Annotated in this window: 19 protein-coding genes; 9 read left to right on the top strand and 10 right to left on the bottom strand. The window is 73.4% G+C overall.

What is annotated here, in order from left to right:
- Positions 1-68: 68 nt before the first annotated feature.
- Both FL583_RS13970 and FL583_RS13965 read left to right on the top strand, forming a co-directional pair.
- Complete coding sequence (locus tag FL583_RS13970; RefSeq protein ID WP_142705043.1) at positions 69-1,220, top strand: cysteine desulfurase family protein; 1,152 nt, start codon at positions 69-71, stop codon at positions 1,218-1,220.
- Positions 1,221-1,249: 29 nt separating this feature from the next.
- On the top strand, positions 1,250-1,450 hold the full coding sequence (locus tag FL583_RS13965) for a sulfurtransferase TusA family protein (protein WP_142705116.1): 201 nt from the start codon (positions 1,250-1,252) through the stop codon (positions 1,448-1,450).
- 21 nt (positions 1,451-1,471) lie between these two features.
- Here FL583_RS13965 and FL583_RS13960 read toward each other — a convergent pair whose 3' ends face one another.
- The 3 genes from FL583_RS13960 to FL583_RS13950 form a co-directional block, all read right to left on the bottom strand.
- Positions 1,472-2,443, bottom strand: a complete 972-nt coding sequence (locus FL583_RS13960; RefSeq protein WP_142705042.1) for a carbohydrate kinase family protein — start codon at positions 2,441-2,443, stop codon at positions 1,472-1,474.
- A 135-nt stretch (positions 2,444-2,578) separates the two neighbouring features.
- Positions 2,579-2,944, bottom strand: a complete 366-nt coding sequence (locus FL583_RS13955; protein WP_240746678.1) for a HesB/IscA family protein — start codon at positions 2,942-2,944, stop codon at positions 2,579-2,581.
- Positions 2,945-3,040: 96 nt separating this feature from the next.
- Positions 3,041-4,162: a glycerate kinase family protein gene (locus tag FL583_RS13950; protein WP_142705040.1), complete on the bottom strand. Its 1,122-nt coding sequence runs from the start codon at positions 4,160-4,162 to the stop codon at positions 3,041-3,043.
- A gap of 113 nt (positions 4,163-4,275) precedes the next feature.
- Between FL583_RS13950 and nadA the strand changes: the two genes are divergently transcribed.
- Both nadA and FL583_RS13940 read left to right on the top strand, forming a co-directional pair.
- Positions 4,276-5,478, top strand: a complete 1,203-nt coding sequence (gene nadA, locus FL583_RS13945; protein WP_205752116.1) for a quinolinate synthase NadA — start codon at positions 4,276-4,278, stop codon at positions 5,476-5,478.
- A 29-nt stretch (positions 5,479-5,507) separates the two neighbouring features.
- On the top strand, positions 5,508-6,119 hold the full coding sequence (locus FL583_RS13940) for a DUF3043 domain-containing protein (protein WP_170323635.1): 612 nt from the start codon (positions 5,508-5,510) through the stop codon (positions 6,117-6,119).
- On the opposite strand, the gene FL583_RS13935 is transcribed toward FL583_RS13940, so the two are convergent.
- From FL583_RS13935 to FL583_RS13925, 3 genes are read right to left on the bottom strand one after another with little or no spacing between them, the layout of a single operon-like run.
- Entirely contained in the window at positions 6,116-7,057 is a 942-nt protein-coding gene (locus FL583_RS13935; RefSeq protein ID WP_142705038.1) for an ABC transporter ATP-binding protein, read from the bottom strand. The genes FL583_RS13940 and FL583_RS13935 overlap by 4 nt on opposite strands.
- Positions 7,054-7,848: an ABC transporter permease gene (locus FL583_RS13930; RefSeq protein WP_142705037.1), complete on the bottom strand. Its 795-nt coding sequence runs from the start codon at positions 7,846-7,848 to the stop codon at positions 7,054-7,056. The genes FL583_RS13935 and FL583_RS13930 overlap by 4 nt, the downstream gene beginning before the upstream one ends.
- Complete coding sequence (locus tag FL583_RS13925) at positions 7,841-8,620, bottom strand: ABC transporter permease (protein WP_205752115.1); 780 nt, start codon at positions 8,618-8,620, stop codon at positions 7,841-7,843. Before FL583_RS13925 ends, FL583_RS13930 begins: the two co-directional genes overlap by 8 nt.
- A gap of 101 nt (positions 8,621-8,721) precedes the next feature.
- Between FL583_RS13925 and FL583_RS13920 the strand changes: the two genes are divergently transcribed.
- Positions 8,722-9,720 (top strand): aldo/keto reductase family protein, encoded by a 999-nt coding sequence (locus FL583_RS13920; RefSeq protein ID WP_142705036.1) that lies wholly within the window; start codon positions 8,722-8,724, stop codon positions 9,718-9,720.
- Here FL583_RS13920 and FL583_RS13915 read toward each other — a convergent pair.
- Complete coding sequence (locus tag FL583_RS13915; RefSeq protein ID WP_142705035.1) at positions 9,717-9,914, bottom strand: hypothetical protein; 198 nt, start codon at positions 9,912-9,914, stop codon at positions 9,717-9,719. The two genes, FL583_RS13920 and FL583_RS13915, sit on opposite strands and share 4 nt — an antisense overlap.
- Before the next feature lie 26 nt (positions 9,915-9,940).
- Between FL583_RS13915 and FL583_RS13910 the strand changes: the two genes are divergently transcribed.
- From FL583_RS13910 to FL583_RS13900, 3 genes are read left to right on the top strand one after another with little or no spacing between them, the layout of a single operon-like run.
- A complete protein-coding gene (locus FL583_RS13910; RefSeq protein ID WP_142705034.1) occupies positions 9,941-10,501 on the top strand; it encodes a bifunctional adenosylcobinamide kinase/adenosylcobinamide-phosphate guanylyltransferase in 561 nt (186 codons plus the stop codon).
- The gene (locus tag FL583_RS13905) at positions 10,498-12,156 is read left to right on the top strand and encodes a nicotinate-nucleotide--dimethylbenzimidazole phosphoribosyltransferase (protein ID WP_142705033.1); all 1,659 of its coding nucleotides are present in this window, start codon (positions 10,498-10,500) and stop codon (positions 12,154-12,156) included. The genes FL583_RS13910 and FL583_RS13905 overlap by 4 nt, the downstream gene beginning before the upstream one ends.
- Complete coding sequence (locus tag FL583_RS13900; RefSeq protein WP_240746677.1) at positions 12,149-12,946, top strand: adenosylcobinamide-GDP ribazoletransferase; 798 nt, start codon at positions 12,149-12,151, stop codon at positions 12,944-12,946. The genes FL583_RS13905 and FL583_RS13900 overlap by 8 nt, the downstream gene beginning before the upstream one ends.
- Before the next feature lie 33 nt (positions 12,947-12,979).
- On the opposite strand, the gene FL583_RS13895 is transcribed toward FL583_RS13900, so the two are convergent.
- Together FL583_RS13895 and gcvT are read right to left on the bottom strand one after the other, a co-directional pair.
- On the bottom strand, positions 12,980-14,632 hold the full coding sequence (locus tag FL583_RS13895) for a superantigen-like protein SSL4 (RefSeq protein ID WP_142705031.1): 1,653 nt from the start codon (positions 14,630-14,632) through the stop codon (positions 12,980-12,982).
- A 1,097-nt stretch (positions 14,633-15,729) separates the two neighbouring features.
- Positions 15,730-16,881 carry a glycine cleavage system aminomethyltransferase GcvT gene (gene gcvT, locus FL583_RS13890; protein ID WP_142705030.1) on the bottom strand — a complete coding sequence of 384 codons (1,152 nt, stop codon included), beginning with the start codon at positions 16,879-16,881 and terminating at the stop codon, positions 15,730-15,732.
- Positions 16,882-16,974: 93 nt separating this feature from the next.
- On the opposite strand from gcvT, the gene FL583_RS13885 reads away from it, so the two are divergent.
- Positions 16,975-18,516 (top strand): leucyl aminopeptidase, encoded by a 1,542-nt coding sequence (locus tag FL583_RS13885; protein ID WP_142705029.1) that lies wholly within the window; start codon positions 16,975-16,977, stop codon positions 18,514-18,516.
- Here the strand turns inward: FL583_RS13885 and FL583_RS13880 are convergent.
- Positions 18,513-18,824, bottom strand: a complete 312-nt coding sequence (locus FL583_RS13880) for a hypothetical protein (RefSeq protein WP_142705028.1) — start codon at positions 18,822-18,824, stop codon at positions 18,513-18,515. The genes FL583_RS13885 and FL583_RS13880 overlap by 4 nt on opposite strands.
- Positions 18,825-18,830: the final 6 nt, after the last annotated feature.

Raw genomic sequence — 18,830 nt, 5'->3', positions numbered from 1 at the left:
TAGACTACTGGACCCCCGGTGCGCCGACCCGCAGGGGTAGGCGACGCGCCGGGGTAGCGTTCCGGGACGTGTCCGACGACCGCCACCCGCCAGTACGGACGTACTTCGACGCCGCCACCGCGGCGCCGCTGCACCCGGTCGCCAAGCAGGCCCTGGCCGCGGCGATCGACGACGGCTGGGCCGATCCGGCGCGGCTCTACTCCGAGGCCCGCAAGGCCGCCCAACTGCTCGACGCGTCGCGGGCGGTCGTCGCCGAGGTGATCGGTGCGCGCCCGGACGAGGTCACGTTCTGCGCGAACGGCACGGTCGCCGCGCACCTGGCCGTCCTGGGCGGCCTGGCCGGGCGCCGGCGCGCGGGTTCCACGTTCGTCCACTCTGCCGTCGAGCACTCCGCCGTACTGCACGCGGCGTCGGCCTGGGCCGGCGAGTCGGTGAGCGTCGGCGTCGACCGGACCGGGACGACGTCCACGTCGGCCTTCGCCGACGCGGTCCGCGCGCCGGGCGTCGCACTGGCCGCACTGATGAGCGCGAACCACGAGGTCGGGACGGTGCAGCCGGTCTCGTCGGTGGCCGCGGCGTGCGCCTCGGCGGGCGTTCCCCTGTATGTGGACGCTTCGCAGTCACTCGGCCGTTCGCCGGTGCCGAGCGGCTGGTCGTTGCTGACCGGGAGCGCACGGAAATGGGGCGGCCCGGCGGGCGTCGGTGTGCTGGTCGTCCGCACCGGGACCCGCTGGACGTCGCCGTACCCGGCCGACGACCGGGGCCGGTTCCCCGGGGCGCCGCCGGTGCCGTCGATCGTGGCCGCGGCGGCGTCGCTGCGGGCCGTGCAGGCCGAGGCGGCAGCGGAGGCGGCCCGGCTGGCCCCGCTGGTCGATCGGATCCGGGAGCGGGTCGCGGCCACCGTGCCGGACGTCGAGGTGGTCGGGCACCCGACCGAGCGGCTCCCGAACCTGGTCACGTTCTCGTGCCTCTACGTGGACGGTGAGGCGCTGCTGCACGCGCTGGACGCCCGCGGGTTCGCGGTGTCGTCCGGGTCGTCGTGCACGTCGTCGACGCTGTCGCCGTCGCACGTGCTGGAGGCGATGGGCGTGCTGTCCCACGGGAACGTCCGGGTGTCCCTGCACTTCGGCACGAAAGCCGAGGACGTCGAGAGGTTCCTCGCCGAGCTGCCCGGCATCGTCGCCGACCTGCGCGCGACCGCGGGCGTGACCGGCCTGTGAACCCCGACCTCACGCTGGACTGCCGGGGGATGCGCTGCCCGCTCCCGGTGATCGAGCTGGCCCGACGGATCGCCGATGTCCCGGCCGGCGGCGTCGTCCGGGTCCTGGCCGACGACCCGGCCGCCCGCGTCGACATCCCGGCCTGGTGCCGGATGCGTCACCACGACTTCGCCGGCTCTCCCGACGTCGGCGTGTACGACGTCCGCAGGAACGCGGAAGCCCCCGCCTGAGGCGGGGGCTCCCATCTGACGTCAGAGGTGCGCGGACACCAGTTCGGCGGCCTCGTGGCCGTAGTCGTTGCCGAGGCGCTTGACGAACTCGGTCTTGTCGACCGTGTACTCCTGCGTGCCGACGGTCTCCAGGACGTAGGTGGCCAGCAGGTTCCCGACCTCGGCCGCCCGCTGCAGGTCCAGGCCCCACGACAGCGCGGTCAGGAACCCGGCCCGGAAGCCGTCACCGACGCCGGTCGGGTCGGCCTTGGCCGACTCGGTCGCGCACTCGACGTGGATCCGTCCGATCGAGTGCCCGACGATCTCGACGCCGTCCTTGCCGAGCGTCGTCACCCGGATCTCCACCCGGTCGAGGATCTCGTCCTCGCTGTAGCCGGTCTTCGACTCCAGCAGCGTCTTCTCGTACTCGTTGGTGAACAGGAACGCGGCCCCGTCGATGAGCAACCGGACCTGGTCACCGGTCATCCGGGCGAGCTGCTGCGACGGGTCGGCGGCGAACCGCAGCCCGCGCTGGCGGCACTCGGCCGTGTGCCGGACCATCGCCTCCGGGTCGTTGGCCCCCACCAGCACCAGGTCGAGCCCACCGACGCGGGCGTCTACGGGTGCGAGCTCGATGTTGCGGGCCTCGCTCATCGCGCCGGCGTAGAACGACGCGATCTGGCACATGTCGTCGTCGGTCGTGCAGACGAACCGCGAGGTGTGCGCGTACTCCGAGACGTGCACGGAGCCGCAGTCGACGCCGTGCCGCTCGAGCCACGACCGGTAGTCGGCGAAGTCGTTGCCGACCGCCCCGACCAGGATCCCCCGCAGGCCGAGCTGACCCATGCCGAACGCGATGTTGGCGGCCACCCCGCCCCGGCGCACGACCAGGTCGTCGACGAGGAACGAGAGCGAGACGCGGTCGAGCTGATCCGGCATCAGCTGGGTGGCGAAACGCCCCGGAAAGTGCATGAGGTGGTCGGTCGCGATCGACCCGGTGACAGCAATTTTCATCCGGGGTTTTCTCCATCCGGCTAATCAGAAGGGGCACACGCCGAGAAACCACGGCAAACGGCGAATAGCTTAATGCACACGAAACGGCGTCCACCACCGGAGATCGGTGGCGGACGCCGTGAAAAACTGACTAGCTCAGTGGAACGAGTCGCCGCACGCGCACGAGCCGGTCGCGTTCGGGTTGTCGATCGTGAAGCCCTGCTTCTCGATCGTGTCGACGAAGTCGATCGTCGCCCCGCCCAGGTACGGCTTGCTCATCCGGTCGACCGCGACCTCGACGCCACTGAAGTCGAGGATCGTGTCGCCGTCGAGCGAGCGCTCGTCGAAGAAGAGCTGGTAACGCAGGCCGGAGCAGCCACCCGGCTGCACGGCGATGCGCAGACGCAGGTCGTCCCGACCTTCCTGGTCGAGCAGCGCCTTCACCTTCGAGGCGGCGCCGTCGGTCAGAAGGACGCCGTCGCTGGTCGGGGCGTGCTCGTGGGTGGTCTCGGAGACGGTCACAGTCGGCTCCCGTATGTGTCGCTGGTCAACTACCGGGACAACCAGAGTCTTCCCGGCGCCCATTCCCCCATGGTTGCACAAACTTTCGAGAACCGATCAGGAGCGACTCCAGTCCTTGGCCGTCCGGGCCGCCAGCTCGATCAGGACGTTCTCGGCGTCGTTCATCGCGACCTCGACCGAGCCGGCCTGCTCGACCAGCGATCGGGCCTCGTCGATGTGGGCCGCCGCGGCCTCCTGACGCCCCACCGCGACCCGGCCGGCCAGCACGACGCACGGCGCACCCTGCTCGGACGCGGCCGCCGCGACTCCGGCGACGACCTTTCCGCGCAGCGACTGGTAGTCGAACGAGCCCTCGCCGGTGATCACCAGGTCGGCCTCGGCGACCGCGGAGTCGAACCCGATCAGCCGCCGGACGAGCGCGATGCCGGCCTCGCGCCGGCCGCCGAGTGCGAGCAACGCCACTCCCAGCCCGCCGGCGGCCCCGGCGCCCGGCAGGTCCCCGACGCCGGCCGGGCACCCGGGCAGGCCGCGCTCGAGGACCCGCGCCCACTGCTCCAGGGCCGCGTCGAGGATCTGGACGTCGTTGTCCGACGCGCCCTTCTGCGGGCCGTAGATCGCCGACGCGCCGTGGATGCCGGTGAGCGGGTTGTCGACGTCGGTCGCGGCGACGATCTCGATCCCGCGCAGCGCCGGGACCCCGGCCAGCCCCTCGCAGGCCCGCAGCGCGGCTCCGCCCGGCGGCAGCGCCGTCCCGGACACGCCGACCGGCCCGGCGCCGAGCGCGGCCAGGAGCCCCGCTCCCCCGTCGTTCGTCACGCTGCCGCCGAGGCCGATCACCGCCGTGCGGGCCCCGGACTCGACCGCGGCCGCGAGCAGCAGGCCGAGGCCGTAGGTGGTGGTGACCTTGGGGTCGCGCTCGGCCGCGGGCACCAGCTGGAGCCCGGCGACCGTCGCGCACTCCAGGTAGGCGACGTCGTCCAGCAGCAGGAACGAGGCCTCCAGCGGTTCCATCCGGGGACCGCGGGCCTTCACCGGCACCAGCTCGCCGCCGAGCGTCGCTCTGATCACCTCGACCAGGCCGGGGCCACCGTCGGAGAGCGGACGGGTCACCACCGTGTCGTGCGGGGCCTGACGGGCCCAGCCGGTCGCGATCGCCGCCGCGGCCTGCTCGGCCGAGAGCGTGCCGCCGAACGAATCCGGTGCCACCAAAACTCGCATGGGCCGATGATGCCGCATCAAGTTCTTCTCAAAGTGATCAGCACCACTGGATGCGGCCGCGAAAAGTGTCACGATGTTTAACCCCGCGGTAATACGCGTCGATCGGAGAGACCGTGAGCACCGACCTGGGCCTACCCACCCTCACCGAGCACGGGTTCGCCGAGCCGTCACCCACCGCCGCCGCCTTACTGCTGCTCGGCCGGGGCAGCGACCCGGCCTCGGAGCGGGGTGTCGACTGTCCGGGCGACCTACCGGCCGCCTCCGACCCCTCGTTGGTCGAGCGGGCCCGGGCGGCCCGGGAGGAGCTCGGCGACCGGGCGTTCGTCCTCGGCCACCACTACCAGCGCGACGAGGTCATCCAGTTCGCCGACGTGACCGGCGACTCGTTCAAGCTCGCCCGCGACGCCGCCGCCCGTCCGGACGCCGAGTACATCGTGTTCTGCGGCGTGCACTTCATGGCCGAGTCGGCCGACATCCTGACCGGGCCGGACCAGCAGGTGATCCTCCCCGACCTGGGCGCCGGGTGCTCGATGGCCGACATGGCCACCGCCCAGCAGGTCGACGAGGCCTGGGAGGTCCTGCAGGACGCCGGCGTCGCGAACACCACGGTGCCGGTCAGCTACATGAACTCTTCGGCCGCGATCAAGGCGTTCACCGGACGCCACGGCGGCACGATCTGCACGTCGTCCAACGCGAAGAAGGCGCTGGACTGGGCGTTCACCCAGGGCGAGAAGGTGCTGTTCCTGCCCGACCAGCACCTCGGCCGGAACACCGCCGTTCTCGAGCTCGGCCTCGGCTTGGACGACTGCGTGCTGTTCGACCCGCACAAGCCGGGCGGCGGCCTGACCCCGCAGCAGCTCCGCGACGCGTCGATGATCCTCTGGCGCGGGCACTGCTCGGTGCACGGCCGGTTCACGCTCGACTCGGTGACCGACGTCCGCACCCGCATCCCCGGTGTGAACGTGCTCGTGCACCCGGAGTGCCGGCACGAAGTCGTCACGGCGGCCGACCTGGTCGGCTCGACCGAGTTCATCATCAAGACGCTCGACGCGGCCCCGGCCGGCTCGACCTGGGCGATCGGCACCGAGCTGAACCTGGTCCGCCGCCTGGCCCTGGCGCACCCGGACAAGACGATCGTGTTCCTCGACCGCACGGTGTGCTTCTGCTCGACGATGAACCGGATCGACCTGCCGCACCTGGTGTGGTCGCTCGAGTCGCTGGCCCGGGGCGAGGTCGTCAACCGGATCACGGTCGATGCCGATACGGCCCACTTCGCCCGTCTTGCGCTGGATCAAATGCTGGCGCTGCCCGGATGAACCGCTCGACCGGCCGATACGCTGGTCAGGTGAGCCTCCTCCGTCGAAAGTCCGCCCCCGCCTCCGAGGACGTCCCGGAGACGGTCGAACCGGTCATCCAGCCCTCGGGCCGGGCTTACACCGCCCCGAAGGGCGCGCCGACGCCGAAGCGCACCGCGAACAGCCGTCCGCGGGCGATGACGTCGGCGCCGACGGACAAGAAGGAAGCCAAGGCCGCGATGCGCACGAAGATGCGCGAGGAGCGGTCGGCCGCGTACGAGGGCATGCGCCGCGGCGACGAGAAGTACTTGACCGGCCGCGACAAGGGGCCGGTCAGGCGGCTCGTCCGCGACCTGATCGACTCGCGGCGCAACGTCGGCTCGTACTTCCTGATCGGGGCGCTGGCCGTGCTGCTGTTCTCGCAGCCGCAGTGGCCGGCTCCGGTGCGGTTCGGGGCGAACATCCTGTGGCTGCTGCTGATCGTCGCGATCCTCGCCGACGTCTTCCTGATCTCGCGCCTGATCCGGAAGAACGTCCGCGAGCGGTTCCCGAACGCGCCCGACAAGCTGGGCAGCCTGAGCTTCTACGGCGTCATGCGCAGCGTCCAGTTCCGTCGCATGCGCTCGCCGTCGCCCCAGGTAAAGGTCGGCGACAAGGTCTAGGACCACAGCTTCCGGATCACGTCTTCGATGGCGGGTTCCACGACGCGGAGGTCTCGGAGAGGTGCGGCGGCGGCCACGGCCGCCACCACCGCGGGCAGCGGGCCGTCGAGGGCGAGGGTCTGCCGCCGTCCTTCCGCCTCCACCACCTCGGTGGACGCTCCGGGGACGCTCAACGGCGGGCCGGGCGAGTCGAGCTCGACGACGAGCCGCCGCCGCGAGCCGTAGCGGGCGTGCAGCGCGGCCAGCGTGCCGTCGTGCACGACCCGGCCGTGATCGATCACCACGAGCCGCCCGCACAGCCGCTCGATGTCGGCCAGGTCGTGCGTGGTGAGCACGAGCGTCGTCCCGTAGCGCTGGTTCAGCTCAGCCAGGAACCCGCGCACGGCCTCCTTGCTGACGACGTCGAGCCCGATCGTGGGCTCGTCCAGGAACAACAGCGACGGGTCGTGCAGGAGCGCGGCGGTCAGCTCGCCCCGCATCCGCTGGCCCAGCGACAGCTGCCGGACCGGCGTCCGGAGGAACGGCTCCATTTCCAGGAGCTCGACGCACTCGGAGAGCCGGCGCGCGTGGTCGGCCGCACCGACCCGGTACACCGCCCGCAGCAGCGCGAACGAGTCGGCGAGCGGCAGATCCCACCACAGTTGGCTCCGCTGACCGAACACCGCGCCGATCCGCCGGGTCAGCCGCGTCCGCTCCGGTACCGGCGCGAGCCCGCACACCCGCACGTGCCCGGCCGACGGCACGAGGATCCCGGTCAGCATCTTCAGCGTCGTCGACTTCCCGGCCCCGTTCGGCCCGAGGTACCCGACCATCTCGCCCGGCTCGATCCCCAGGTCCACCCCGTCGACCGCGGCCACGGTCCGCCGCGTCCGGCGGAACCGCCCGGCCTTCGTCCGGACGACGAACTCCTTCCGGAGATCCCGCGCCTCGACGATCATGAGCCGGTGCTCTGGTAGTGGCGGACGCCGAAGCGCCAGGCGACGGCGGCGACCCCGGCCCAGAGCACCCCGACGAGCGGCGCGCACCAGTGGAGCCAGCCGGGCGTCCCCAGCGGATCCGTCCGCCCCAGCAGCGCCAGCGCCGGGAAGTACCCGACCGCGGCCAGCCCGAGCACGAATCCGAACGCCCGGCCGAACAGCGGGCCGTAGATCGGCATCGGGTAGCTGGCGAAGTCCCGCCCGCCGTACGTGAACATGTTGGCCACCTCCGAGCCATCGATGAGCCAGAACATCGCCGCGGCTCCGGTCGTGAAGATCGCGCCGTAGCAGATCGCGCCTCCGATCGGCGCGGTGACCGCCAACAGCACGCGGCCGGGCGTCCAACTGATGCCGGCGAGGCCGAGGGAGAGCCCGTAGACGACCGAGGCCTGCACCATCCGGCCGGCCCGGCGGGCCTGGAAGTCGAGCACGACCAGTTGGCCGAAGGCCGACAACGGACGCAGCAGAACCGCGTCCAGCAGGCCGGTGCGCAGGTAGAACGGGAGCTTCTCCAGGTTCCCGACCGCCACGTCGGCGATCTGGAACGACAGCGTGGCGGTGCCGGTGATGACGAGCGTGTCCCGCAGGTCGAACCCGGCGAGCGACGGCGTGACGCGGAAGACGGTCAGCACCATCAGCACGTCGATCACCGTGATCGCCGCGTTCAGCAGCAGGTCGACGCCGAACGAGACCCGGTACTGGAGCTGGCCCCGGAGTTGGGCCGCGAAGAGCTGCCGATAGGCGTCAGCCACCCTGCACCACCAGCCGTCGCAGGGCCACCCGCTCGACGACGTAGCCGAGCGCGAGCACCGCGGTGGTGGCGGCCGCTCCGCCGGCGATCAGGCGCAGCGGGTCGCCCCGTTCGAGCAGGACGTCGAGCGGTGCCTGCAGCATCCACGGGAACGGTGTGCACCACAGCGCGGTCTGCGCCCAGCCGGGGAAGAACCCGATCGGCAGCGCCAGCCCGGAGAACAGCGTCCCGCCGAACAGCCACAGCGTGTTCGGTCCGCGGGGGTCCAGCCACCAGAACGTCAGCAGGTTGAACAGGTAGCGGGTGCCGAAGCTGGCCGTCGTCGCGAGCAGGACGGATACCGCGAGCAGCGGGAACGTCCAACCGGACGTCGGCCACCGGAGGGGGAAGAAGAGGGCGCCGATCGCGATCGGGACCGTCAGACGGACGAGCAGCGCGTACCCGGCGCGGCCGAGGTCGACGGCGAGGTAGGCGAGCAGCGGATCCACCGGACGCTGCAGGTCGCTGACGATCTCGCCGGTGCGGATGCGGTCGGCGACCTCGGTCCAGCTGAACAGCTCGACCACTCCGAGCAACCCCTGACCGGCCCAGGCGTACATCGCGATCGACGCCGGGTCGTACCCGGCCGCGGTGCCGCCGGCGCCGGTGACCGCGGCCAGCAGGATGTACGTCCGCAGGAACCCGAACATCGAATTGGTGGCGGCGGAGGCCAGCGCAGCGCGCCGGTAGGTGGAATGACGTCGGAAGCCGGCCCTGACCAGGGCGACGAACACAGGTCTCTCCTCGGGGTGATGAGCTCGGATGAGCCACCACGCCGCGCACCCTGTGGATGCCCGCCGACGGCCGGCAGGCGTCGAGAGTAGCGTTTCGAGCCATGGAATTCCGCACCCTTGGTCGTTCCGGGCTGTACATCTCCGAGATCGCCTACGGCAACTGGCTCACCCACGGCTCGCAGGTCGAGGAAGACGCGGCGATCGCGTGCGTCCGAGCCGCGCTCGACGCCGGGGTCACGACGTTCGACACCGCAGACGTGTACGCGGGCACGCGCGCCGAGAAGGTGCTGGCCAAGGCGCTGGAAGGCGTGCGCAGGGCCGACTACGAGCTGTTCACGAAGGTGTACTTCCCGGTCGGGAAGGGGCGCAACGCCCGCGGCCTCTCCCGGAAGCACATCCTGGAGGGCATCGACCTGTCGCTGAAGCGGCTGAACACCGACTACGTCGACCTGTACCAGGCCCACCGGTTCGACCACGAGACGCCGCTCGAGGAGACGATGCTCGCGTTCGCCGACGTCGTCCGGCAGGGCAAGGCGCTCTACATCGGGGTGTCGGAGTGGCGCGCGGACGAGATCGCGCGGGCCGCGTCGCTGGCCCGGGAGCTGCACGTGCCGCTGATCTCGAACCAGCCGCAGTACAGCATGCTCTGGCGGGTCATCGAGGCCGAGGTGGTGCCGGCGTCCGAGGACGCGGGGCTCGGGCAGATCGTCTGGTCGCCGATCGCGCAGGGCGTGCTGACCGGCAAGTACCAGCCGGGTCAGCCGCTGCCGTCGGGCTCGCGGGCGACCGACGAGAAGGGCGGCGCCGACATGATCTCCCGGTTCATGAACGACGACGTTCTCTCCCGGGTGCAGCAGCTCGCGCCGCTGGCCGACCAGGCCGGGTTGTCGATGGCGCAGCTCGCGGTCGCCTGGGTGCTGCAGAACCCGAACGTGTCGGCCGCGATCATCGGGGCGTCACGGCCCGAGCAGGTCACCGAGAACGTGAAGGCGGCCGGCGTGCGCCTGGACGCGTCGCTGCTGAAGGCGATCGACGAGGTGCTCGACCCGGTGATCGAGCGCGACCCGGCCCTGACCCGCTCGCCCCAACGGCGGGTCTAGTCGTTCGTCAGCGGCATCGCGTATTCGACGCGGCCGTTCTCTTCCAGCGTGACCTGGTCGACGCCGGCGGCGGACAGTTGGCGCCACTCCTCGCCGAGCCAGCTCTCCGCATCGGACTGGCTCGGGAACTCCTCCGAGACCTCGCCGAGCTCGCCGCCGCCGGTGTTGCCCTGGTATCGCCACTGCCACGTCATGTCCAGAACCTACATCGGAGGGACCGTTGCGCACGCTCGTGCTGGGCGGAATCCGCTCCGGGAAGTCCGGCTGGGCCGAGCGGCTCGCCGGTCCGGGTCCGGTGCGGTACCTGGCGACGTCGCCGGCCCGTCCCGGTGACGCCGACTGGGCGGCCCGTCTGGCCGCGCACCGGTCGCGCCGACCGTCGGATTGGGAGACGGTCGAGGTCGGCGGCGGCCCGGCCGAGCTCCCGGCCGAGTTGCGCGCGGCCGGAGCCGGGTCGGTGCTGCTGGTCGACGACGTGGGGAACTGGCTGGTCGGAGCGTTCGACGCGGCGGCGGCCTGGGAGCTTCCGGACCCTTTCGCAGCGGTGGGCGAGGCCGTCTCGGACCTGGTGGCCGCGGTGGCCGGGTGCCGGGCGGACGTCGTGCTGGTGAGCCCGGAGGTCGGCTGGACGGTCGTGCCGGCCACCCGGTCCGGACGGGTGTTCGTCGACGCCCAGGGGTCGCTGAACCAGCGGCTGGCCGCGGTCTGCGACCGTTCGGTGCTGGTCGTGGCCGGGCGGGGGCTCCTGTTGTCGGACGGGCCGGATAGCCTCCTGACGTGACTGAGCCGGAAGTTGGGTCGCCGGAAATTGGGTCGTTGGTGGAGAGCCTGACGCCGGTTGCGGCCGACTGGGTGGCGGGCGAGGCCGCGGAGGCCCGGCTCACCGGCTGGGGCGCCGCACCCGGTGCGCTGGGTGGGTTCGTCCGCTGGGTCGGGTCGGTCCGCGAGGGCCCCACGCCGTTCCGGCGCGTCCGCCTGGTGGTGTTCGCCGCCGACCACGGCGTCACCGACGGCGCCGAGGCCGCCCGCGCGCTGCTGCTCGGCGAGGGCGCGCTCCCCCTGCTGGCCCGCCGTTCCGACGTCTCCGTCCGTCTGGTCGACGTCGGCCTGGCCGGCGACGAGTTGCCGGGCGACGTCTCGGCGCGGCGCGTCCGGGCGGGCAGCCCGGCGGTCGCGGTCGAAGATCCGCTGACCGCGGCCGAGGTCGAGGCGGCGCTCGAAGTCGGCGCGCTGGTCGCGGACGAGGAGGTCGACGCGGGCGCCGACCTGGTGATCCCGGCCGTGCTGACCGAGTCGGCGATCGTGCCGGCGACCGTGGTGATCGGCGCGTTGTGCGAGGTCGAGCCGGTGAAGGCGTTCGGGTTCGACCCGCACGTGCCGGATGCGCTGTGGATCGAGCGGTGCGCCGCGATCCGCGACGGGTTGCACCGGGTGTCGGCCGCGGCGGCGACGCTCGCGACCCGCCGGTTGCTCGCGATCGGCGGCGGGGCCGACCTCGCGGCCGCGGCCGGGTTCCTGGTCCGGGCCGCGGCCCGGCGCACGCCCGCCCTGCTCGACGGCGTCGGCGCGGCCGCGGCCGCGCTGGTCGCCCGCGCGCTGGCCCCGGACGCCCGCACCTGGTGGTGCGTGCCGCACGCGTCCGGCCGGGCGGCCGAGCGCCAGGCGTTCGGTGACCTTCGGCTGAAGCCGGTGGTCGATCTGGGGGTGCGGCTCGGCGACGGCGCCGGGGCGCTGCTGGCGCTGCCGGTCCTGTCGGCTGCGATCGAGCTGGCGCTGGCCGCGCCCCAGCCGGCCGCGGAGCCGGAGGTGGTCGAGGAGGCGCCCGAGGTTCACGTCGACGAGGGCGATGTGATCGGCGGGGTCGGGGGGTACGAGGCCGGCGCCCGGGCCCCGGAGGAGCCTGCCGCGGAGGAGGTCCCGGCCGGAGGCGCTGAGCCTTCCGGACTCGCTGAGGCTGGGGAGCGCGCTGCAGCGGCTTCCGCCGCCTCGGCGACCGGGGCGGCGGACGGCGGGGAGCCCACGGACGGCGGGGAGCCCACGGACGGCGGGGAGCCGGCCGGGACGGCGGACGGCGGGGAGCCGGCCGGGACGGCGGACGGCGGGGAGCCGGCCGGGACGGGGGCGTCGGCCGGGGTGACCGGGGCTGCCGGGATGACCGGGGCGGGGGGCGCCGGGTCGGAGGCGACCGCCGGGTCAGAAGCGGCGGGCGAGGTGGCTGCGGTAGATCGGGCGGCTGTGAAGCGCCCGGCGGTGGCGTCCGATCAAGCTCCGGCCTCGGAGCCGGAAAGCGCGCGCAGGCCGGAAAGCACCGGCGGCCCTGAGAGCACGGGCGGACCCAAGAGCTCGGGCGAACCCGAGAGCACGGGCGGGGCGGAGGGGGCGGGGCCTGGGCGGGGGCTCGACGGCGGGAGAGGGGCGGCGCCGGGCGGTGGGTGAGTGGGGGCGGCTCGCGTTCTCGTTGCTGTCGGTGGCGCCGGTCCGGGCGCGGCGGATGGACCGCGACACGGCGGGCGGCGCCATGCTGCTCGCTCCGCTCGTCGGCGCGAGCATCGGCCTCACCGCCGGCCTGGTGCTCCTGATCGCGCTCATCGTCGGCATCCCGGCGCTGGTCGCCGGCGCACTCGGCGTCGGCATGCTGGCGTTGGTGACCCGCGGCCTGCACCTCGACGGCCTGGCCGACACCGCCGACGGCCTCGGGAGCTACGGCGACCCCGACCGCGCGCTCGCGATCATGAAAGCGCCGGACATCGGCCCGTTCGGGGTCATCACGATGATCCTGGTGGCCGTCACCCAGGTCGGCTGCCTCGCCGTCGTCGCCGGCACCCACGCGGTACTTCCAGCGCTCCTGCTCCCGGCGGTCGGCGCGGCCACCGGCCGACTCGCGGTGACCTGGGCCTGCCGGGTCGGCGTCCCGGCCGCGCGCCCGTCCGGCCTCGGCGCGCTCGTGGCCGAGACGCTCACCCCGGTCACGGTCGGACTCACGACGCTGGTGGTCGTCGCGCTGGCCGCGGTCGCCACCGGCGTCGGCGGCCCCACCGTCTGGCGCGGGCCGCTCGCCGTCGCGGCCGGGCTCGTGGTGGCCTGGGCCCTAGTGCGCCACTGCGTCCGGCGCTTCGGCGGAATCACCGGCGACGTCCTCGGTGCGGCCTGCGAGGTGTCGACGACCGCGGCGCTGGTCGTCCTGGTGATCCAGCCCTGGTCGCTCTCGCTGACCCTCACCCGCTGACGCCCCGCCCGCAGGCGAGGCGTCGCGGGCGGGTCAGCCGAGCGGACTGGCGCTGGGGGTCGTCTCGATCGAGCCCTCCATCGGCTCGGGCACGACCGGCGCCGAAGTGGCGCTGTCGCCCTGCGTCTGGAGCGGGAGCGGCGCGTCCGACGCCCCGTCGGACGGCGCTCCGCTGTCCGACGGCTCGGCCGAGTTCGACGGCTCGCCGCTCGGGCTCTCGGACGTCTCGTCCGACGGGCTGACCTGGTCCGACGGGCTGTCGGTCGGGGTCGGCGACTCGCTCGTCGTCTCGGTCGGAGTCGGCGACGGCGACGGCGCGGTCTTGTCGTTCCCGACGATCCGCCCCACGGTCGTGCCCTTGCCCTGCTCGCCGCGGACGGCCTCCGCGACCGTCCGGTCGGTGACGACCTCGATCACCGTGATGATGCCCATGACCAGCAGGAACACGGTCGCACTAGCCACCGCGATGCGCTTCCACGGCATGTCGGAGTACCAGGAGGGTCCTCCACCGTAGACCCGTCCCGCGGGCCGGTCGGGCGGAGGCGTAACGGGAGGGGATGCGATGGGCGGGGTGACCGGGGCCGAGCCGTACGTCGAGGTGACCGACGGCATCAGTGCGGTCTCGTCCCGCCCGACCGCACCGAGTACGTGCGTCTCGCCCTCGGCCGGGTGCGGCGGAGCCGGATGGTGCTCAGCTGGGTGGGGCGGGGCCGGATGGTGCTCGGCCAGGTGCGGGTCCGGGAGGCCACGGCCGACCTGGGAGACGTCCGGCAGGTGCGGGTCGGGGGCGACGCTCGAGGAGTCGCGACCGGCGTGGAGCATCCCGTCGAGGCTCTCGGTCTTGCCGCCGACGGTGGTGGTCACGACCTTGGCCAGCACCTTGTTGGAGCGCTGGATCGACTTCTGGTAGACCGCCGTGGTGACCGTGGCGATGACGCTGCCGAGCCCGGCGCCGACTACCGTGCCGGCGACGCCGAGGTAGGACGCCGCGACCGCGGACGTCGAGGCGGCCATCGCGCCGGCCAGGACCTGCGGGCCGGAGATGCCGAGGAATTTCTTCGGCTCCTCCTTCTCGCTCTCGGGCCCCCGGAGGGCGTCCGGCACCTCGGACGCGGGAATCGGCCCGCCGCCGTACGAGCCCGTCCCGACGCCAGTGGCGCGGGCGCCGTAGCCGGCGCCGTTGGCCGCTGCGCCGAACCCGCCGCCGTACGCCGACGTAGCGCTGCCGGTAGCAGGCCCGCCACGGCCGGCCGCAGGCCCGCCGGGGCCGGTTCCGGTGGCGGGCAGGTCGTGTCCGAGGCCGGTAGCGGGCACGCCGTGGGCGGAGCCGGTGCCGGTGGCAGGAACGCCGAGGCCGGTGGGAGACCCACCGGGGCCGGTGGCGGGTACGCCGGTGGCGGCCACTCCGTGTGGGGTGTCCGTGCCGGGGGCGGTGGGAGGCACGCCGGGGCCGGTCGCGGGGACGCCGTATTCGCCGGCGCCGCCCACATCGGGGCGGACACCGTAGCCGCCCACGCCGGCTGGGTTCGCGGGGTGGCCCGAAGCGTCGGACCGCACGCCGTGGGCGCCCACGCCGGTGCCGCCCGGGCGGGCCGCGCCGTAGGGGCGACCGCCACCCGCCGCAGATCCCAGATAGCCGGTCGCGGCTTCGGCCGCGGACCCGAACTCGGTGCCAGTGAGCGGCACCCCGCCGGCGCCCTCAGCGGGCCGCCCGGCCCCGGCCGCCTCGCCCCCGTCGGCCCGCGCCGCAGTCTCAGCCCCGCTCGGCTCTCCTGCCAGCGCACTCGCACTCGGCTGCGCCGCTAGCCCAGGCCCGCTCGACTGCGCAACGGATTCGTTCCCGGTGCGCGGCGCCCCGGCCGCACCCGCACCGAGCCTCCCAGCCGCGCCGACGTCGCTTTCGCCGGCCCGCGCCGCAGCCTGAGTGCCGCTCGGCTGCGCCACGGATTCGACCCCGCCGGGCTGCGCCGCGGACCCAATCCCGCCGGGCCGCGTCCCAGACGCAGCGCCGCCGGGCCGCGCCGTGGGCTCAGTCGCGCTCGGCCGGGCCGCCGACCCGGTCTCGGGGGAGCCCGCCGCCGTCCTGGCCTCTGCGGGCCGCGTCGGCGACGCGGCAGTCGACGCATCCGTCGGCCGTGGGGCCGCGCTCGGCGCGGACGGCAGAGCCGACGGACCGGCCTTCGCCTCGGCCGCCGCCTCGCCGAGCACGGACCGCCGAGCCTCTACCTCAGCCGCCTCCGCGTCAGCCTCCGCCGACACCTCGCCGACCCCGGCCGCCGCCGCACGGTCCCCGGCCTCAACGGACGCCGAGCCGGCCTCGGCAACCTCCGGCGCAGCGCCGAGCGACGCCTCCGCCTCCGGCGCAGCGCGCAACGAGGCCGACGCCGGTGCCGACGCACCGGACGGACCCGACGCCGGCACCGCTCCCGACGGAGCGCTCGGTGCCCCCAGCGGCGGGAGCGGCGGAAGGTCCAACGAGTCGATCGAGCGGGTCGTCGGCTCCTCCAGAGCCGCCGACGAAGCGGCCGACGGCACCTCATCAGGTCTGTCCGGCGCCGGCGAGGACGCCGACGGAACGTCCGGAGAAACGTTCCGGCGAGACGGGTCAGGACGGGCAGGAAGAGTTGGCTCGGACATTCGCCTCAGGCAGGTCGAAACGGTCGATTTCCAGGGATTCAGCTCAAGGCTACGCCGCGCCCAAGGCCCGACGTGCCCCCGCGAGGCGGTACCCGGTGAACCCCTCGCGAACACACAACGCCCGCGGCTTTCGCCGGGTTCGGCCCTCAGCGCACGTGTGACGGAACGAACGGCGGCTCGGTCACCCGGACCCGCGACCGGCGTCCGCGCACGTCGATCGTCACCTCGTCGCCGGCCGACGCACCGGACGCGGTGTCCAGCAGCGCCAGCCCGATCCCGACCTTGCGCGTCGGCGAGAACGTGCCGGACGTGACGGTGCCGATCGCCGCGCCGTCGGCGTCCAGGACGGCCATTCCCGGGCGGGGGATGCCCCGGTCCAGCGACTCCAGCCCGGTCAGCCGGCGTCGCGGGCCACCCGCCTTCTCGGCCAGCAGCGCCTCGCGTCCCCAGAAGGCCGGCTTGTTCCAGCCGACGGCCCACCCGCTCCGGGCCTGGACCGGGCTGATCTCCCGGGAGAGATCCTGCCCGTGCAGCGGGTATCCCATCTCGGTCCGCAGCGTGTCCCGCGCCCCCAGCCCGGCCGGACGCACCCCCAGCGCCGCTCCGGCTCCGAGCAGCGCGTCCCACAGCGGCTCCGCGTACGCCGCGAGCGGCAGCAACTCGTACCCGTGCTCACCGGTGTACCCGGTCCGGCAGACGATCACCGGCACACCTTCGTGCTCGGCCTCGACGAAACCCATGTAGTCGTGGTCGGCCGGTAGCCCGAGCGACGAGAGCAGCGCGGAAGACTGCGGCCCCTGCACCGCGAGCACCGCGTACTCCGTGTGCTGGTCCGCCACGGTCACCCCCGCAGGAGCCGCCGCCGCCAGCAGCGCAACGACCGCGCCCGTGTTCGCCGCGTTCGGCACCAGGAAGACCCGGTCGTCGGCGTAGTAGTAGGCGATCAGGTCGTCGACGACCCCACCGGACTCCTCGCAGCACAGCGTGTACTGCGCCTTCCCCGGCCCGATCCGCCCGAGGTCGTTGGTCAGGCACGCGTTGACGAACTCCGCCGCCCCGGGCCCGGACACCAGCGCCTTCCCCAGGTGCGAGACGTCGAAGACCCCGACCGCGGTGCGCACCGCGGTGTGCTCGTCGATCACGCCGGTGTACTGCAGCGGCATCTCCCAGCCGCCGAACTCGGCGAACTTCGCGCCGAGCGCGACGTGCCGGTCGTGCAGCGGGGAACGCCGCAGGCCGGGCGAATCAGGAGCGTTTGCGGGCGCGGCGTCGTGGCCACTCGGGTCGCTGCTGGTCATGCTGGCGAACGTACCGCCAGGGTCTGCCGTACCCGACCCGGGTGCCGCGCCGTAGCATCGCCGAGTCACCGCAGGACAAGCTCTGGAGCGAGAATGACGCGTCCCACCGAGGCAGCCGTGCTTACCGTCTCCGCCGCCGGCGCCGTCGACGCGGAGGTCGACGCCGTCATCATCGGCGTTCATCGTGACGGTGAGCAGCTCAGTCTCGGTCCCGGCGCGGTCGCCGTGGACGCGGCGCTCGGTGGCCGGCTGCTCGACGTGCTGGCCCGGCTCGGCGCGAACGGCGTCGCCGGTGAGGTCGTCAAGGTCGCCACGCTCGGCGCCACCACCGCCCCGGTCGTGGCCGCGGTCGGCCTCGGCCCGGTCGAGCCGAAGCCGGGCAGCCCGGAGCCGCACGAGAACTACCGCCGGGCCGCCGGCGCCGCGATCCGCGCGCTGACCGGCACCGATCGCGTCGGCCTGGCCCTGGTCGACGCCGACCCGACGCTCACCCAGGCTGTCCTCGAGGGCGCCGCGCTGGCCGCGTACGACTTCGTCCAGTACAAGAGCGAGCTCGCTCCCACCTACCGTCCGCCGGTCCGCGAGATCGTCTACCTGGCCGACGCGACCGGCCGCGGGGACGTCGAACTGCAGACCGAGACCGACCGCGCTAAGGCGGTCGTCGACGCGGTGCGGCTGGCCCGCAACTGGATCAACACCCCGCCGAACGACCTCCGCCCGCCGACCTTCGCCGCCCAGGCGGCGGCGGCCGCCGTCGAGGCCGGCCTCGAGGTCGAAGTGCTCGATACGGACGCCCTGGTGGCCGGCGGTTACGGCGGCATCCTGGCCGTCGGGCTGGGGTCGGCCGCGGGCCCGCAGCTGGTCCGGATCTCCTGGACGCCGCCGGAAAGCACGAAGAGCGTCGCGCTGGTCGGCAAGGGCATCACGTTCGACACCGGCGGCATCTCGATCAAGCCGGCCCAGGGCATGCAGGACATGAAGAGCGACATGTCCGGCGCGGCCGTCGTCGTCGCGACGATGACCGCGATCGCCCAGCTGCAGCCGGCCGTGAAGGTCACCGCGTACGTGCCGATGGCCGAGAACATGCCGTCCGGATCGGCCTACCGCCCGGGCGACGTCGTGACGATGTACGGCGGCACCCGCGTCGAGGTGCTCAACACCGACGCCGAGGGCCGGATGATCCTGGCCGACGCGATCGCGCGGGCGGCCGAGGACTCCCCCGACTACATCGTCGAGACCTCGACGCTCACCGGCGGCCAGGTCGTGTCGCTGGGCGAGCGGATCTCCGGCGTGATGGGCTCGGCCGACCTGAGCGCGCGGATCAAGGACGCCGGTGGGCGCACCGGCGAGCCGATGTGGCCGATGCCGCTGCCGGACGAGGTGCGCTCGGGCATGGACTCGGCGATCGCCGACGTGACCCAGATCAACGCCGGCTTCGACCGGGCCGGGCATATGCTGCAGGGCGGGTCGTTCCTGTCGCGGTTCATCCCGGACGGCGTCGAGTGGGTGCACATCGACATCGCCGGACCGTCGTACAACACGAAGACCCCGCACGGCTACACCCCGAAGGGCGGCACCGGCGTCCCCCTGCGCACGCTTCTCGCGCTCGTGGAAGACATCGCCGAACACGGCTAGGCCTTGTTGCGTCGGCTCCATTCGCGCATGCGGTTGGGGTACCCGACCGCGGCGACGTCGTAGACCGGCATGTTCAGGCGCTGCCCGAGCTTGCGGGCGTCGTCCGGGCTGCCGATCCGGCGTCGGGTCCACTCGCCGTCGGCGGCGATGAGGATGACCGTCATCGCGGTGACGTTCGTCTGCGGCTCGACGTAGGCCTCGACGCCCCGCCGGGTGCGGGCGAACTCCTCCAGGTGCGCGAGGTCTTCGCGCTGCGCACCGCGCGGCGTGCCCGGCCGGGTGCTCTTGCTGCGGCGTAACCAACTCACACCGGC

The sequence above is a fragment of the Cryptosporangium phraense genome (genome assembly GCF_006912135.1).
In the GTDB taxonomy this organism is placed as follows: domain Bacteria; phylum Actinomycetota; class Actinomycetes; order Mycobacteriales; family Cryptosporangiaceae; genus Cryptosporangium; species Cryptosporangium phraense.
This window is presented reverse-complemented; position numbering and strand designations above follow the sequence as displayed.

What these genes read in the sequence shown, in the direction of transcription:
- FL583_RS13915 (WP_142705035.1), bottom strand. Translation starts at nt 9,914, where the DNA reads ATGACGTGGCAGTGGCGATACCAGGGCAACACCGGCGGCGGCGAGCTC.
- gcvT (WP_142705030.1), bottom strand. Translation starts at nt 16,881, where the DNA reads ATGACCAGCAGCGACCCGAGTGGCCACGACGCCGCGCCCGCAAACGCT.
- FL583_RS13950 (WP_142705040.1), bottom strand. Translation starts at nt 4,162, where the DNA reads ATGCGAGTTTTGGTGGCACCGGATTCGTTCGGCGGCACGCTCTCGGCC.
- FL583_RS13935 (WP_142705038.1), bottom strand. Translation starts at nt 7,057, where the DNA reads ATGATCGTCGAGGCGCGGGATCTCCGGAAGGAGTTCGTCGTCCGGACG.
- FL583_RS13965 (WP_142705116.1), top strand. Translation starts at nt 1,250, where the DNA reads ATGCGCTGCCCGCTCCCGGTGATCGAGCTGGCCCGACGGATCGCCGAT.
- FL583_RS13920 (WP_142705036.1), top strand. Translation starts at nt 8,722, where the DNA reads ATGGAATTCCGCACCCTTGGTCGTTCCGGGCTGTACATCTCCGAGATC.
- FL583_RS13960 (WP_142705042.1), bottom strand. Translation starts at nt 2,443, where the DNA reads ATGAAAATTGCTGTCACCGGGTCGATCGCGACCGACCACCTCATGCAC.
- FL583_RS13885 (WP_142705029.1), top strand. Translation starts at nt 16,975, where the DNA reads ATGACGCGTCCCACCGAGGCAGCCGTGCTTACCGTCTCCGCCGCCGGC.